At 75.7% G+C, this 15,152-nt stretch carries 15 protein-coding genes; all 15 read left to right on the plus strand.

Annotated features, from left to right (window positions below):
• Positions 1 to 42: 42 nt before the first annotated feature.
• The 15 genes from def to WCD74_RS20775 all read left to right on the plus strand — a co-directional run bounded on the left by def (position 43) and on the right by WCD74_RS20775 (position 15,116).
• A complete protein-coding gene (gene def, locus WCD74_RS20705) occupies positions 43 to 615 on the plus strand; it encodes a peptide deformylase (RefSeq protein ID WP_337696764.1) in 573 nt (190 codons plus the stop codon).
• Positions 616 to 1,572: a methionyl-tRNA formyltransferase gene (gene fmt / locus WCD74_RS20710; RefSeq protein ID WP_337696765.1), complete on the plus strand. Its 957-nt coding sequence runs from the start codon at positions 616 to 618 to the stop codon at positions 1,570 to 1,572.
• Positions 1,569 to 3,032, plus strand: a complete 1,464-nt coding sequence (locus tag WCD74_RS20715) for an RsmB/NOP family class I SAM-dependent RNA methyltransferase (protein ID WP_337696766.1) — start codon at positions 1,569 to 1,571, stop codon at positions 3,030 to 3,032. Before fmt ends, WCD74_RS20715 begins: the two co-directional genes overlap by 4 nt.
• Positions 3,033 to 3,056: 24 nt before the next feature.
• Positions 3,057 to 3,746, plus strand: coding sequence for a ribulose-phosphate 3-epimerase (rpe, locus tag WCD74_RS20720; RefSeq protein WP_337696767.1), 690 nt, complete (start codon positions 3,057 to 3,059; stop codon positions 3,744 to 3,746).
• A gap of 120 nt (positions 3,747 to 3,866) precedes the next feature.
• The gene (locus WCD74_RS20725; RefSeq protein ID WP_337696768.1) at positions 3,867 to 4,499 is read left to right on the plus strand and encodes a riboflavin synthase; all 633 of its coding nucleotides are present in this window, start codon (positions 3,867 to 3,869) and stop codon (positions 4,497 to 4,499) included.
• Positions 4,496 to 5,761, plus strand: coding sequence for a bifunctional 3,4-dihydroxy-2-butanone-4-phosphate synthase/GTP cyclohydrolase II (locus WCD74_RS20730; protein WP_337696769.1), 1,266 nt, complete (start codon positions 4,496 to 4,498; stop codon positions 5,759 to 5,761). Before WCD74_RS20725 ends, WCD74_RS20730 begins: the two co-directional genes overlap by 4 nt.
• On the plus strand, positions 5,758 to 6,264 hold the full coding sequence (gene ribH, locus WCD74_RS20735; protein WP_337696770.1) for a 6,7-dimethyl-8-ribityllumazine synthase: 507 nt from the start codon (positions 5,758 to 5,760) through the stop codon (positions 6,262 to 6,264). The genes WCD74_RS20730 and ribH overlap by 4 nt, the downstream gene beginning before the upstream one ends.
• Positions 6,261 to 6,740 (plus strand): PH domain-containing protein, encoded by a 480-nt coding sequence (locus tag WCD74_RS20740; protein ID WP_337696771.1) that lies wholly within the window; start codon positions 6,261 to 6,263, stop codon positions 6,738 to 6,740. Before ribH ends, WCD74_RS20740 begins: the two co-directional genes overlap by 4 nt.
• Positions 6,737 to 7,753, plus strand: coding sequence for a quinone-dependent dihydroorotate dehydrogenase (locus tag WCD74_RS20745; RefSeq protein ID WP_337696772.1), 1,017 nt, complete (start codon positions 6,737 to 6,739; stop codon positions 7,751 to 7,753). Before WCD74_RS20740 ends, WCD74_RS20745 begins: the two co-directional genes overlap by 4 nt.
• Positions 7,754 to 8,196: 443 nt before the next feature.
• On the plus strand, positions 8,197 to 8,895 hold the full coding sequence (locus tag WCD74_RS20750) for an HAD family hydrolase (protein ID WP_337696773.1): 699 nt from the start codon (positions 8,197 to 8,199) through the stop codon (positions 8,893 to 8,895).
• A 50-nt stretch (positions 8,896 to 8,945) separates the two neighbouring features.
• Positions 8,946 to 9,398, plus strand: coding sequence for a Rieske (2Fe-2S) protein (locus WCD74_RS20755; protein WP_337696774.1), 453 nt, complete (start codon positions 8,946 to 8,948; stop codon positions 9,396 to 9,398).
• Positions 9,399 to 9,423: 25 nt separating this feature from the next.
• On the plus strand, positions 9,424 to 12,465 hold the full coding sequence (locus tag WCD74_RS20760) for a DEAD/DEAH box helicase (RefSeq protein ID WP_337696775.1): 3,042 nt from the start codon (positions 9,424 to 9,426) through the stop codon (positions 12,463 to 12,465).
• Entirely contained in the window at positions 12,455 to 13,291 is an 837-nt protein-coding gene (locus WCD74_RS20765; protein ID WP_337696776.1) for an SWIM zinc finger family protein, read from the plus strand. The genes WCD74_RS20760 and WCD74_RS20765 overlap by 11 nt, the downstream gene beginning before the upstream one ends.
• Positions 13,292 to 13,309: 18 nt before the next feature.
• Entirely contained in the window at positions 13,310 to 14,035 is a 726-nt protein-coding gene (locus WCD74_RS20770) for a PIG-L deacetylase family protein (RefSeq protein WP_337696777.1), read from the plus strand.
• 529 nt (positions 14,036 to 14,564) lie between these two features.
• Positions 14,565 to 15,116, plus strand: a complete 552-nt coding sequence (locus WCD74_RS20775) for a MarR family transcriptional regulator (RefSeq protein WP_337696778.1) — start codon at positions 14,565 to 14,567, stop codon at positions 15,114 to 15,116.
• Positions 15,117 to 15,152 lie beyond the last annotated feature (36 nt).

Consider the following 15,152-nt stretch of genomic DNA (forward strand, 5'->3'; position numbering starts at 1 on the left):
GCACCGACCCCGTGATCGGCCGCGGGCCTAGACTGGACGACCGTGACCGTCCAGCCCGTCCGCTACTTCGGGGACCCCGTCCTGCGGGAACGCGCGTCCGAGGTGACCACGTTCGACAAGGAGCTCCGCCAGCTCGTCGCCGACCTCGACGAGACCATGCGCGAGCAGGGCGGCGCCGGGCTCGCGGCGCCGCAGATCGGCGTCGGGCTGCGGGTGTTCACCTACCGCGCGGGCGAGGACATGCACGGCCACCTGGTCAACCCGACCTGGACGGTCCTCGGCGAGGACGAGCAGACCGGGCCGGAGGGCTGCCTGTCGATCCCCGGGTTCCGGTGGGACTGCACCCGCTGGGACCACGTCGTGGCGACCGGGTGGGACATGCACGGCGAGCCGCTGCGGGTCGAGGGCACCGCGATGCTCGCCCGGGCGATCCAGCACGAGACCGACCACCTCGACGGCGTGCTCTTCCTCGACCGCCTCGACGCGGCCACCCGCAAGGAGGCGATGGCGGCGATCCGGCAGGCCGACTGGTTCGACCCGACCGCCCCGCCGCGGATCAAGCAGAACCCGCACACCGCCGGGCCCACCAACCCGCTGTTCGGGGGCGTCCGGTAGATGCGGCTCGTCTTCGCCGGGACGCCGGAGCCCGCCGTGCCCGCGCTGCGCCGCCTGCTCGACGACGGCCGGCACGAGGTCGTCGCGGTGCTCACCCGCCCGGACGCCCCGGCCGGGCGGAAGCGCCGCCTGCAGCGCTCCCCGGTCGGGCAGTTGGCCGACGCGGCGGGCGTCGAGGTCCTCACCCCCGTGAAGGCCTCCGACCCGGAGTTCCTCGCCCGGCTCGCCGCGCTCGCGCCCGACTGCGCGCCCGTCGTCGCCTACGGCAACCTGCTGCGGCCCGCGGCGCTCGCGATCCCGCCCCACGGCTGGGTGAACCTGCACTTCTCGCTGCTGCCCGCGTGGCGGGGCGCCGCCCCGGTGCAGGCCGCGATCCGCGCCGGCGACGCGATCACCGGGGCGAGCACGTTCCGGCTCGAGGAGGGCATGGACACCGGGCCGGTGTTCGGCACCGTCACCGAGCCGATCGCCGACGACGACACCGCGGGGTCCCTGCTCGGACGGCTCGCCGACAGCGGCGCGGGCCTGCTCGCGGCGACCCTCGACGGCATCGCCGACGGGTCCCTGCACCCCGTGCCGCAACCCGGCGAGGGCGTCTCCCTCGCCCCCAAGGTCACGGTGGACGACGCCCGCGTGCGCTGGACCGACCCCCCGCTCGCGATCGACCGGCACGTCCGCTCGGTCACCCCGGCGCCCGGGGCGTGGACGGAGTTCCGGGGCGCCCGGGTCAAGATCGGACCGGTCACGACGACGGGTTTCGACGACCTGCCGCCGGGCGAGATCGTCGTCGAGCGCAGGCGGGTGCTGGTGGGCACCGCCGCCGCCCCCGTGGCCCTCGGTACGGTGCAGCCGGCGGGCAGGCCCGCGATGCCCGCGGTCGACTGGACCCGGGGGGCGCAGCCCGCGGCGGGGGAGCGGTTCGACCTGGGCGAGCGGAGCGACGGGGGCGGGCGATGACCGACAGCTCCGTGCCGCCGGGCGGCCACCGCTCGGGGCGCGGCCCGCGCCGCACCGGCGCGAAGCCGCACCGCTCCGGGCCGCCGCGGGGGCGGTCGGGCCCGAACCGCCCGCCGCAGGGCGACCCCGCCCGGGAGGCGGCGCTCGACACGCTGCGCGCGGTCCGGGAGGACGACGCGTACGCCAACCTGACCCTCCCGCGGCTGCTGCGCGAGCGCCGGGTGTCCGGGCGGGACGCGGCCCTGGCCACCGACCTGGCCTACGGGGCCTGCCGCGCGCGGGGTCTGCTCGACGCGGTGCTCGGCGCCTGCGTCGACCGGCCGCTGGACCGGCTCGACGGCGTCGTCCTGGACGCCCTGCGCCTGGGTGCCCAGCAGCTGCTGCGCACCCGGATCCCGGCCCACGCCGCGGTGGGCGCCACCGTCGAGCTGGTGCGTTCCCGCGCTGGGTCCAAGCCCACCGGCTTCGTCAACGCCGTGCTGCGGCGGGTCGCCGAGCGCGACGAGGACGCCTGGGTCGCCGAGCTCGCCCCCGACGCGGCCACCGACCCGGTGGGCCACGTCGCGTTCGTGCACGCGCACCCGCGGTGGATCGCGGAGGTGTTCGCGGCGGCGCTGCCCGGGACGGAGCTCGACGCCGCCCTCGCCGCCGACGACGCCCGCCCCGCCGTGCACCTCGCCGCCCGCCCCGGCGAGATCAGTGCCGAGGAGCTCGCGGCGGTCACCGGCGGCGACGAGGCCCCGTGGTCGCCCTACGGCGTGCTGCTCACCGAGGGCGGCGACCCGGGCGACCTCGAGCCGGTGCGCGAGGGGCTGGCCGTCGTCCAGGACGAGGGCAGCCAGCTGGTGGCCCTCGCGGCGGCCCGCGCCCCGCTGACCGGGCGCGACGAGCTGTGGCTCGACCTCTGCGCGGGCCCCGGCGGGAAGGCCGCGATGCTCGGTGCGCTCGGCGCGATCGAGGGCGCGACCCTCGACGCCGTCGACCGCGCCCCGCACCGCGCGGCGCTCGTCGAGAAGGCCACCGCGGGGCTGCCGGTCCGGGTGCACACCGGCGACGCCCGCGAGATCGCCCTGCCCGAGGCCGCCTACGACCGGGTGCTCGTCGATGCTCCCTGCACCGGGCTCGGCGCCCTGCGCCGCCGCCCGGAGGCCCGCTGGCGGCGCCGCCCCGAGGACGTCGCCGAGCTCACCGCGCTGCAGCGCGACCTGCTCACCCACGCCCTCGAGCGCGTCCGTCCCGGCGGGGTCGTCACGTACGCCACCTGCTCGCCGCACCCGGCCGAGACCGTCGAGGTGGTCCGCGCGGTCGTGGAGGCGACCGGCGCCGAGGTGCTCGACACCGCGGCCGCCCTCCCCGAGCTGGACGCGGCCACCGTCGGGGACGGGCCGGGGATCCAGCTGTGGCCGCACCGGCACGGCACCGACGCGATGTACTGCGCGACCCTGCGCCGGGTCACCTGATCGCGGGTGCGACAGACTGGGGCCGTGCCCGCCCCGCTCATCGCACCCAGCATCCTCTCCGCGGACTTCGCCCACCTCGCCGACGAGGCGGCCGCCGTCACCGGCTCGGACTGGCTGCACGTGGACGTCATGGACGCGCACTTCGTGCCCAACCTGACGCTCGGCCTGCCGGTGGTGGAGAGCCTGCTGCGGGCCACCGACATCCCGCTCGACTGCCACCTGATGATCGAGGACCCGGACCGCTGGGCCCCGCCGTACGCCGAGGCCGGCGCGCACAACGTGACGGTGCACGCCGAGGCCGCGCACGACCCGCGCAAGATCGCGAAGGACCTGCGGGCCGCGGGCGCCCTCGCCGGGCTGTCGGTGAAGCCGGGCACGCCGCTCGAGGACTGGGTGGAGGTCCTGCGCGACTACGACACCCTGCTCGTCATGAGCGTCGAGCCCGGCTTCGGCGGCCAGAGCTTCATGCCCGAGGTGCTGGACAAGGTCCGCACCGCGCGGCGCCTGGTCGACACCGGGCACCTGCAGGTGCTCGTGGAGATCGACGGCGGCATCAGCGCCGACACGGTGGAGCAGGCCGCCGAGGCGGGCGTCGACTGCTTCGTCGCCGGCAGCGCGGTCTACGGCGCGGACGACCCCTCCCGTGCGGTCCGGGCCCTGCGCGAGCAGGCGGCGGGCGTCTCGCCGCACCGCCGGGACACTACCGGCGAGTAACCTCAGCAGTGGCCGGTCTCACCGGGGACGCCCCCGGCGACGGCGGACCACGCGAGGATGATGCAGGCAACGACGGTGCACCGGGACGGCCACCGGAGTGACGAGGGCAGGGAGCGGCGAGTGTTCACGGGGATCGTGGAGGAGGTCGGCGAGATCGTCGACGTCACCCCGCTGGCGGACTCCGCCCGCCTGCGGATCCGGGGCCCGCTGGTGGTCTCCGACGCCCGCCCGGGCGACTCGATCGCCGTCAACGGGGTGTGCCTGACCGTGGTCGACCCGGCGCCGGACTCGTTCGCGGTGGACGTCATGGGGGAGACCCTGCGCCGCTCCAGCCTGGCCGACGCGGCCGCGGGCACGCCGGTCAACCTCGAGCGCGCGCTGGCCGCCGGCGCCCGGCTGGGCGGGCACATCGTGCAGGGGCACGTCGACGGCACCGCGACGGTCGCCGCGGTCGAGGCCTCCGAGCACTGGACGGCGGTGCGGTTCACCACGCCGCGCACGACCGACGGCGGGGTCGGGATCGCCCGCTACGTCGTCGAGAAGGGCTCGATCGCCGTGGACGGCGTCAGCCTGACCGTGACCGAGGTCGACGACGACGGGTTCTCCGTCGGCCTGATCCCGACGACCCTCGCGGACACGACCCTCGGGTCGCGCGCCGTGGGGGAGACGGTGAACCTGGAGGTCGACGTGGTCGCCAAGTACGTGGAGCGCCTGCTCGGGGCGAGCGGGACGACGCGGGAGTCGGGAGCATGAATCACGTGGACGGCTTCGAGCACATCGAACGGGCCATCGCCGACATCGCCGACGGCAAGGCGGTGGTGGTCGTCGACGACGAGGACCGCGAGAACGAGGGCGACCTGATCTTCGCGGCCGAGAAGGCGACGCCGGAACTGGTGTCGTTCATGGTCCGCTACACCTCGGGCTACATCTGCGTCCCGCTCACCGCGGAGGCGTGCGACGTCCTGGACCTGCCGCCCGCCCACTCGATCAACCAGGACCGCCACGGCACCGCCTACACGGTCTCGGTCGACGCCCGCGAGGGCATCGGCACCGGCATCTCGGGCACCGACCGCGCCCGCACGATCCGGGTGCTCGCCGACCCCGCCAGCACCGCCGCCGACCTCTCCCGGCCCGGCCACATCGTCCCGCTGCGCGCCCGCGAGGGCGGGGTGCTGCGCCGCCCGGGCCACACCGAGGCGGCCGTCGACCTCGCGCGCCTCGCCGGCCTGGTCCCGGCCGGCGCGATCTGCGAGATCGTGTCCCAGAAGGACGACGGGGAGATGGCGCGCTACGACGAGCTCGCGGTCTTCGCCGACGAGCACGACCTGACGCTCATCACGATCAAGGACCTGATCGCCTACCGGCGCCGCTCGGAGAAGCAGGTGGCCCAGGTCGCGCACGCCAACATCCCCACCGACCACGGCGACTTCGTCGCCTACGGCTACGACTCGCTGCTCGACGGCATCGAGCACGTCGCCCTGGTCTACGGCGACATCGGCGACGGCGAGGACGTGCTCGTCCGCGTGCACTCCGAGTGCCTCACCGGCGACGTGCTGCGCTCCCGGCGCTGCGACTGCGGCCCGCAGCTCGACGCCGCCATGGCCGCGGTCGCGGCGGAGGGCCGCGGGGTGGTGCTCTATGTGCGCGGCCACGAGGGCCGGGGGATCGGCCTGATCCACAAGCTGCAGGCCTACCAGCTCCAGGACGCCGGCGCGGACACCGTCGACGCCAACCTCGCGCTCGGCATGCCCGCCGACGCCCGCGACTACGGCACCGGGGCCCAGATCCTCGCCGACCTGGGCGTGCGGAGCATGCGGCTGCTGACCAACAACCCGGAGAAGCGCGCCGGGCTGGAGGGCTACGGCCTGGAGATCCTCGACCGGGTCGCCCTCCCGCTGCGCGCCACGCCGGAGAACCTGCGCTACCTGCGCACCAAGCGGGACCGCATGGGGCACGACCTCGAGGGCCTGGACGCCTACGAGGACGGCCTGGTCAACAGCGAGTCGGGCGCATGAGCACGCAGGGACGTCCCGAGATCGCGGTACCGGACGCCACGGGCCTGCGCCTCGGGATCGCGGCCACCCGCTGGAACGCCGAGATCGTCGAGACCATGCTCGAGCGGGCGCTGCTCGCGGCCGAGCGCGGCAACGTGGAGTCCCCGACCATCGTCCGGGTCGCCGGGGCGATGGAGCTGCCGGTGGTGTGCCAGGGGCTGGCGGCCGGGCACGACGCCGTCGTCGGGCTCGGTGTGGTGATCCGCGGGGCGACGCCGCACTTCGACTACGTCTGCGACGCGGTCACCGCCGGGCTGCTGCGCGTCGGGCTCGACGAGCGCACGCCGGTCGGCAACGGGGTCCTGACGACGGAGGACCTCGACCAGGCCTGGGAGCGCGCCGGGACGCCGGAGTCGACGGAGGACAAGGGCTTCGAGGCCGTCGTCGCCGCGCTGGACGCCGCCCTCACCCTCGCCGAGCTGCGCGAGGGCGGGCGCCGGGCGCCGGTGGGGTTCGCGCGATGAGTGCCGACAGCCCGGTCGTCGTCCCGCCCGAGGGGCTCGACCTGGGCCCGGTGGAGCTGGAGGTCCGCCCGCGGCGCATCCGCTGGGTCGCCTGGATCATCGCGGTCCTGCTGTTCGCGTTCTTCGCCTCCGGCGCGCTCCTGGTGTACGTCGAGTCGGCCGGGTTCAACTTCCGGCCCGCCGACCAGGTCGCGATGGTCGTGCTCGGGTTGCTGCTCGCGGGCGGGGCGCTGCTGTTCACCCGGCCGCGGCTGCGGGCGGGCTCCGGGGGTGTCGAGGTCCGGGCGACGCTCCTGACGCGGCGGGTGGCCTGGGCCGACGTCGTCGCGATCAGCTTCCCCGACGGCGCGCAGTTCGCGCGTCTGGACCTCCCGGACGACGAGTACCTGGTCGTCGCGGCCATCCAGGCGGTCGACAAGGAGCACGCCGTGGCCGGCGTGAAGCGGCTCCGGGACCTGCACGCGCAGTACGCATGACGCCCTACGAGAGCCTCTTCCGGCACGTCGCCGTCCGCGTCCCGGCCGAGCGCACCCACCGGATCGGGCTGCGGGCCCTCGCGGCCGCGACCCCGGTCCTCCCGGATCGCACGCCCGACCCGTCGCTCGCGGTCCACGCGATGGGCCTGACCTTCCCGTCCCCGCTGGGCGTCGCCGCCGGGTACGACAAGGACGCCGAGGGCGTGCGGGGGCTGGCCCGGCTCGGGTTCGGCGCCGTGGAGATCGGCACGGTCACCGCGCGCCCGCAGCCCGGCAACCCGCGACCCCGACTCTTCCGCCTGCCCGACGACCGCGCGCTGGTCAACCGGATGGGCTTCAACAACGCCGGCGCGGACGCGGTGGGCGAGCGGCTCGCGACCCTGCGACGCGGAGGCCCGCTCGGCACCGTCCTGGGCGTGAACATCGGCCGCTCCAAGGCCGCGACCGGGCCGGAGCAGACGGTGGCCGACTACCGGTACTCCGCCCGCGTCCTCGGCCCGCTCGCCGACTACGTCGTGGTCAACGTGTCCTCCCCGAACACCCCCGGCCTCCGCGACCTGCAGGGCGTGGACGCGCTGGAGCCGCTGCTCGCGGCCGTCCGCGACGAGCTCGGGACGACGCCGCTGCTGGTGAAGATCACCGCGGACCTCGACGACGACGGGGTGGACGCGGTAGCCGACCTCGCCGTCGGCGCGGGCCTGGACGGGATCGTTGCCACGAACACGACCGTGGCCCGCACCGGCCTGGCGTCCGACCCGGCCGTGGTCGACGCGTGCGGCGCCGGGGGCCTGTCGGGTGCCCCGCTGCTCGAGCCGGCCCGGCGGGTCCTGGCGCGCCTCGTCGCCCGCGTCGGCGGCCGCCTGACGATCGTCTCGGTCGGCGGGATCGACGACGCCGCCGAGGCCCGGTGGCGCCTCGAGGCCGGGGCGACGCTCGTGCAGTCCTACACCGGGTTCGTCTACGGTGGCCCGGCCTGGCCCTCGCGGGTCAACGCGGATCTCGCCCGTTCCTGACGGCGGGTCCTGCCGGGCGCGCCGCCGTTGCCTCGCGCACACGGCCCGCCCGCTCGACCTACCCCGAACCCCGCGTTGCGTCCCGCACACGGCCGGGCCGGTCGGTCCACCTCTGCGCGAGCGTTGCGTGCCGCACACGGCCAGGCCGGCCGGTCCACCTCTGCGCGAGCGTTGCGTCTCGCAACGCAGGTTCCGCGACCTGCGTCGGTCTCCGGCCGTGTGCGTCCCGCAACGCGAGTGCCGCGCCGTGCGCGGGCCTCCGGCCGTGTGCGTCGCGCAACGCGAGTGCCGCACCGTGCGCGGGCCTCCGGCCGTGTGCGTCCCGCAACGCGAGTGCCGCGCCGTGCGCAGGCCTCCACCCGTGTGCGTCCTGCAACGCCGGCGCCTACCCGGTTCCACGCCCACCGCGCCGCGCACCCGGGCGCCCGGCACGATGAGCACCCATGACCGACACCGCGCCGGCCCGCCGTCCGAAGGTCGTGCTGTTCGACGTCTTCGAGACCTGCCTGCAGCTCGAGGGCCTGCGTCCCCGGTTCGTGGCGCTCGGCCGCCCGGAGCACGAGCTGGAACTGTTCTTCGCCCGGCTGCTGCACCAGGGCATGGCGATGACGCTCGCGGGGGAGGCGCCCGCGTTCCGGGTCGTCGCCGCGGACATGCTGCGGCGCACCAGCGGCCGTGACCTCACCGACGACCAGGTCGCCTCCGTCCTCGACGGGTTCCGCGAGCTCCCCGCCCACGACGACGTCCGCGAGGCGTTCACGCTCCTGCGCGACGCCGGCGTCCCGGCCTACGGGTTCACGCACGGCTCGGCCGCGACGGCGGCCGCCGCCCTCGAGGCCGCCGGTGTCCGGGACCTGCTCGCCGACGTGTTCTCCTGCGAGGAGATCGCGACGTTCAAGCCACCACGGCGGGTCTACGACTTCGCCGTGCAGCGGATCGGGGGCGACGCGGCGCGCACCGCCCTGGTCGCGGTGCACTCGTGGGACGTGCACGGGGCGCTGGCCGCCGGGCTGGTCGGCGGCTTCTGCGAGCGGCTGGAGGGGCGGGTGCCCGACGCCGTACTCCGGCCGCACGTGTCGGCGGAGAGCCTGGACGACGTCGTCGCCGGACTGCTCGCGCTCCCGGACCAGGGGCCCGAGTAGCGTCGACCGCCAGCCGCGACCACCACCGCGACCCGACGGAGGCCCCACCCGTGACCACCGAGCCGACCCCGAACGCGACCGGCCTGACCCGCCGTCGGGCCCTCTGCGGGCTCGTCGTCGCCCTCGCCGCGCCCGCCGCCCTGGCGGCCTGCTCCTCGGGCGCCGAGGCGCCCCCGGCCGCAGGAGGCGGCACCACCGCCGCCCCGCCCGCGGGCGGCGGAATCCCGGTCGCCCAGGTCCCGGTCGGCGGGGGCACCGTCGTCGAGGGGCCGAACGGTCCCGTCGTGCTGACCCAGCCCCAGGCCGGCGTCATCAAGGCCTTCGACGCGGCCTGCCCACACCAGGGCACCCCGGTCGACGCGCCGGAGGGCGGCACCATCACCTGCCCCAACCACGGCAGCCAGTTCGACGCCACGTCGGGCGCCCTGAAGAAGGGGCCGGCCGAGAGCGGGCTCACGCCGGTCGCGACGACCGTGGCGAACGGGCAGGTGCAGTTCGTCTGATCCCCGCACGGGCAGACTGGAGCGCATGCTCGCGCTGCACGCCGCGTGGTCGCCCGGCCGCGGACTCTGCCTGTGGGCCGAGGATCCGGCGCGCCTCGCCGGGGGGACGCCCCGCAGCCGGGCCCGCGGTGCCCGTCCGCACCCGTTCGCCGCGGACCACGAGCAGCTCCGGGCCGTGGCGGCGGCGCTGGCGACGACGGGGGGCGAGGGCCAGGCGGTCCTGCACCTGCCCTCGACCGGCGGCCCGGGCAGCGCCGACCGCCGCCCCGTCCGCTCGGACTCCGACGAGGCGCCCGCGGCGCTCGCCCCGTGGACCGTGCCCGTGCTCGAACTGGACGCCGGGGCGTTGCGGCACTCCGAGCCGTTGCCGGGGGAGGGGCCCGAGTTCGCGGTGCTGCGCGCGCTCGCCGCGTTCGCCGCCGACCTGGTCTCCCGCGGCCGGCTCCTCCCCGCTCCCGATACGGGTCACGACGGCGGGCCGCTCGGCTGGCGCCCGGTCCTGCAGGGTCGCGACCTCGTGGCCGCCGACGCGTTCGCTGCAGCCCTCCCGCCGGCCGTGCGGGCCGAGGCGGTCGACGGGACACCGCTGGCCGACGGCGTCGGACCGGACCCGGCGGAGGTCGTCACCGAGGCGCTCACCGTGTTCGCGGACGCCGAGGCCCGGCACCGCCTGGCCGACGAGCCGCCCGCCCCGGCCCTGCTCACAGCGGTCGGGGCCGGCGAGCTGGACGAGGGCCTCGCCCGGTGGGAGGTCGTGGGCGCCCCGCACGCCGGGCCGGCCCGGGGCACGTTCCGGCTGACCGAGATCGTCGTCGACGACCTCGGGCACGCGGTGGACGGCGAGCCACGCTTCTGGCTGGAGTTCTCGCTGCAGTCGTCGCAGGACCCGAGCCTGCGGGTCACGGCCGAGTCGATCTGGCGCGACGCCGGGTCGTTGCGACGCTGGCTGGACGATCCCAGCGAGGAGCTGCTCGCCGAGCTCGGTCGGGCGGCCGCGCTCTACCCGGAGCTGACCGATGCCCTGCGGGTCCCGCGCCCGACCGGGATGGAGCTCGACCGGGAGGGCACCCACCACTTCCTGCTGCACGTCGCGTCCGCGCTCGACCGCGCCGGGTTCGGGGTGCTGCTGCCGAGCTGGTGGACGGAACCCGCGAAGCTCGGTCTCACGGCGACCGCGGGCGGCGCGGGTCCCGAGGGCGTCGTCGCGACGAACGGCCGGTTGCGCCGCGAGGAGCTCGTCGAGTTCTCGTGGAAGCTCGCCGTCGACGGGGAGTCCCTCTCCGACGAGGAGATGCGCGCCCTGGTGCACGCCAAGGCGCCCCTGGTGTTCCTGCGCGGGCGGTGGGTGGCCGTCGACCCCGAGCGGCTCCGCGCGGGGCTGGAGTTCCTCGACCGGGCGCCGGCCGAGGGGACCGTCGGCGACGTCCTGACCCTGCACTCGGCCTACCACGACGACCTGCCCCCGGAATGGGCCGCGCCGCTGCCCGTCGAGGACGTGTCCGCCAGCGGGCCGCTGGGTGCGCTGCTCGCGGGCGCCGTCGACGCGCAGCTCGAACTGCTCGACGACCCGCCCGCGCTCGAGGCGACGCTGCGGCCCTACCAACGGCGCGGGGTCTCGTGGTTGGCGTTCCTGTCCGGCCTGCGGGTCGGTGGGGTCCTCGCCGACGACATGGGGCTGGGCAAGACGCTGCAGGTCCTGGCCCTGGAGGCCCACGAGCGCACCGAGGAGCTCGCGCCGACCCTGCTGGTGGCCCCGACCTCCGTCGTCGGGAACTGGCAGCGGGAGGCCGCACGGTTCACCCCCGGGCTGCGGGTGGTCGTGCACCACGGCGCCGGCCGGGCGACGGGGGACCTCACGGCGGTGCTGGCCGCGGCCGACCTCGTCGTGACGTCCTACGGCACCCTGACCCGCGACGTCGCGGAGCTGTCCCGCCACCGCTATCACCGGCTCGTCCTGGACGAGGCGCAGCTGGTCAAGAACAACCGCTCCCGCGCCGCGCGGGCCGTCCGGACCGTCGACGCGGCCCACCGGGTCGCCCTGACCGGGACGCCGGTGGAGAACCGGCTCGCGGAGCTGTGGTCGATCATGGACGCGGTCAACCCGGGGCTGCTCGGCGGCATCACCGCGTTCCGCGACCGCTACGCGGTGCCGATCGAGCGCCATGGCCGCTCCGACGTCGCGAAGCGTCTCCAGACCGCCGTCCGGCCGTTCCTGCTGCGGCGGGTCAAGACCGACCGCGCCGTCGTGGACGACCTGCCGGACAAGATCGAGACCGTCGAGCGGTGCAGCCTGACCGCCGAGCAGGCGTCGCTGTACCAGGTGGTCGTCGACGAGATGACCGAGACGCTGCACGGGCTGGAGACGGCGGGCAAGGAGGGGATCGAGCGCCGGGGCCGCGTCCTCGCCGCCCTCACCAAGCTCAAGCAGGTCTGCGACCACCCGGCCCTGCTCCTGCACGACGGCTCCCCGCTGGCCCGCCGCTCCGGCAAGCTCGCCCGGGTCGAGGAGATCGTCGCGGAGATCCTGGCGGCGGGGGAGAAGGCGCTGCTGTTCACCCAGTTCACGGCGTTCGGCGACGAGCTCGCCCCGCACCTCGCGCGGCGCTTCGGCGTCGAGGTGCTGTGGCTGCACGGGGGGACGTCGCGGCGGGCCCGCGACCGGATGGTCGAGGCGTTCCAGTCCGAGGACGGCCCGCCGCTGTTCCTGCTCTCGCTCAAGGCCGGCGGGACCGGGCTCACTCTCACCGCCGCGCAGCACGTGATCCACCTCGACCGCTGGTGGAACCCCGCCGTCGAGGACCAGGCCACCGACCGCGCCTTCCGCATCGGGCAGAAGCGCACCGTGCAGGTCCGCAAGCTGGTGTGCGGCGGCACCGTCGAGGAGCGCATCGACGACCTCATCGAGGGCAAGCGGGTCCTCGCCGGGCAGGTGATCGGCGATGGCGGGGACGACCCGGACTGGCTGACCGCACTCTCGGCGGACGAGCTGCGCCGGATCGTGGCCCTCGACCCAGGGGCCACCGCGGAGGACGAGTCCGACCTGGAGGACGACGACGATGCCGCCTAGACGTCGGGCCCCGAAGGAGCCGTTCAGCGAGAAGTTCCCCGAGTACGGCAAGCGGATCGCGGTCGAGGACGGCATCGCCGCGAAGAGCCGCCGCGGGGACATCGGCGAGTCGTGGTGGTCCGGCCGGTTCCTCGCGGTGCTGCAGCGACTGGGCGTCGGGGGACGGCTGGACCGCGGCAAGACCTACGCCCGGGCCGGCCAGGTGATCGACCTCGCGATCGAGCCGGGGGAGGTCGTCGCGACGGTGCAGGGGTCGCGGGCCGAGCCCTACCGCGCGCGGATCGGCATCACGACCTTCGCCGACGAGGCCTGGGAGGCCGTCGAGCAGGCCTTCGCCCGCGACTCCTGGTACGCGGCCTCGCTGCTCGGCGGCACCGTCCCCGACGACCTCGAGGACGTCTTCGCCGCCGTCGGGCTCTCGCTGTTCCCGACCGGCACCCGCGAGATGCCGATGGACTGCTCCTGCCCGGACTGGTCGGTGCCCTGCAAGCACCTCGCGGCGGTGGCCTACCTCGTGGCCGAGCGGTTCGACGAGGACCCGTTCCTCATCCTGCGCTGGCGCGGCCGCGACCGGGCGAGCCTGCTCGCGGGCATCCGCGACCGCCGCGACGACGTCGGACCCGCCGTCACGCCGCTGGCCGAGGTGCTCGACCGGTTCTGGACGGCGGGTGGGCCCCTGCCCGAGGTCGGTGGCGCCACCGGGCTCGCCGCGAACTCCGAGGAGCTGCTCGACCAGATGCCGCCGCTCGGGGTGACCCTCGACGGCAGGGACGGCCCGGACGCGCGGGAACTGCTCCGCCCGCTCTACCGGCGGTTCGGCGCCTGACCCGGTAGAACGGTGATCGTGGCACGCATCCTGCTGATCGTCGCGCACCCCGACGACATCGACTTCGGCAGCGGCGGCTCGGTGGCCAAGTGGGTCGCCGAGGGCAACACCGTCGACTACTGCATCTGCACCGACGGCGACGCCGGCGGGTACGACGAGGCCGTCGGCCGCGTCGAGATGGCCGAGCTGCGCCGCAAGGAGCAGCGCGCCGCGGCCGACGTGTACGGCGTGCACGAGATCGACTGGCTCGGCCACCCCGACGGGCGGCTCTACGTCAGCCACGATCTGCGCCGCGACATCTCCCGCTCCATCCGCCGGCGCCGCCCGGACCGCGTCGTCGTGCAGTCGCCCACCCGCAACGTCCGCAGCACCTACGGCAGCCACCCCGACCACACCGCGGCGGGCGAGGCCGCGATGTGCGCGGTCTACCCGGACGCCCGCAACCCCTTCGCCCACCCGGAGCTGCTCGCCGACGAGGGCCTCGAGGCCTGGACGGTGGGGGAGACCTACATCGCGAACCCCGGCGAGGGCGCGGACCTCTACGTCGACATCACCGACGTGATGGACCGCAAGATCGAGGCCCTGCGCGCCCACGAGTCCCAGACCGGCCACATGACCGACCTCGCCGAGCGCATGCAGATGTGGGGCTACGCGCAGGCCAAGTGGGCGGGCTGGTGCCACGACGGCACCCCGCCCGAGGAGCGCCGCTACGCCGAGGGCTTCCTCGTCCTCGACACGAAGTAGGGCCTTCCCGACGCCGCGCGTTGCGGCCCGCACACGGCCAGCCGGATCGCCCTCCGCCATACCGGCCGTTGCGCGCCGCACACAGCCAGCCGGATCGCCCTCGGCCCCACTCCCCGTTGCGCGCCGCACACGGCCAGCCGGATCGCCCTCGGCCCCGCACCCCGTCGCGCGCCACACACGGCCAGCCGGATCGCCCTCGGCTCCGCACCTCGTTGCGCGCCGCACACGGCCAGCCGGATCGCCCTCGGCCCCGCACCCCGTTGCGCGCCACACACGGCAGGCCGAACCGCCCTCTGCCATGCGGCGTTGCGCGCCGCAGACGGCCGGCCGGATTGCCCTCGGCTCCGCACTCCGTTGCGCGCCCCACATGGCTGGCGCGACCCCAGCGCCCGTGTGCGGCCCGCAACGCCCCGACGGCGCGAGTCCAGCCCGCCCGACCGTGTGTGCCCCGCAACGCGAGGGGCGGCATCCGGAGCAGTCGGCCGCGAACGGCACCCACCGACGGGGTCGGCTCCCTAGCGTCGCCGACGTGCCCGACATCTCGATCGTCCCGTGGTGGTACTCCCCGTGGGCGCCCGAGAGGGACCCCGACTGCGCACAGATCGCCGACCATGTCCTCGACCGCCTCCTCCCGGCCGCGACCGCGCTGCACCGGGCGAATGCCGTCGAGCTCGGCCTGGACCCCACGGAGATGGCGATCGTGGAGGTCCTGGGGGTCACACGAGCACTCCGCCTGTCGGCCCTCGCCGATCGGGTCGCCCTCAGCCACGCCGCGGCGTCCCGGGCGGCGGCACGGCTGGAGGAGAGGACCTGGGTCGAGCGCGGCCAGGACGTCCCGGGCTACGTCGACGTCACGCGCGCAGCGGGCACCGGCGAGGTGGTCGCCGCCTCGCTGCAGGACGTGCGCAGCCCGCTCGCCGGCGCCGCCGCGGACCTGACCGCCGAGGAGCGGGCCACCGTCCTCCGCTTCCTGCAGGAGGTCTCCACCATCCTCACCGTGCGCGCGCGATCCCGGGGCGACCGGCGGCTCCACCGCACCCTCCAGCGACGTCGCAAGGAGTGGGTCAGGGACTGGTCGTAGGCCGTCCGGGGACGCAAGGTGACACGCCGGAGGGCA

The sequence above is a fragment of the Actinomycetospora aurantiaca genome, from assembly GCF_037401875.1.
Taxonomy (GTDB): Bacteria; Actinomycetota; Actinomycetes; order Mycobacteriales; family Pseudonocardiaceae; genus Actinomycetospora; species Actinomycetospora aurantiaca.

Bases quoted from the DNA above. Each gene is read 5' to 3' on its own strand.
- fmt (WP_337696765.1), top strand. From the start codon at position 616: ATGCGGCTCGTCTTCGCCGGGACGCCGGAGCCCGCCGTGCCCGCGCTG.
- WCD74_RS20715 (WP_337696766.1), top strand. From the start codon at position 1,569: ATGACCGACAGCTCCGTGCCGCCGGGCGGCCACCGCTCGGGGCGCGGC.
- WCD74_RS20730 (WP_337696769.1), top strand. From the start codon at position 4,496: ATGAATCACGTGGACGGCTTCGAGCACATCGAACGGGCCATCGCCGAC.
- ribH (WP_337696770.1), top strand. From the start codon at position 5,758: ATGAGCACGCAGGGACGTCCCGAGATCGCGGTACCGGACGCCACGGGC.
- WCD74_RS20740 (WP_337696771.1), top strand. From the start codon at position 6,261: ATGAGTGCCGACAGCCCGGTCGTCGTCCCGCCCGAGGGGCTCGACCTG.
- WCD74_RS20745 (WP_337696772.1), top strand. From the start codon at position 6,737: ATGACGCCCTACGAGAGCCTCTTCCGGCACGTCGCCGTCCGCGTCCCG.
- WCD74_RS20750 (WP_337696773.1), top strand. From the start codon at position 8,197: ATGACCGACACCGCGCCGGCCCGCCGTCCGAAGGTCGTGCTGTTCGAC.
- WCD74_RS20760 (WP_337696775.1), top strand. From the start codon at position 9,424: ATGCTCGCGCTGCACGCCGCGTGGTCGCCCGGCCGCGGACTCTGCCTG.
- WCD74_RS20765 (WP_337696776.1), top strand. From the start codon at position 12,455: ATGCCGCCTAGACGTCGGGCCCCGAAGGAGCCGTTCAGCGAGAAGTTC.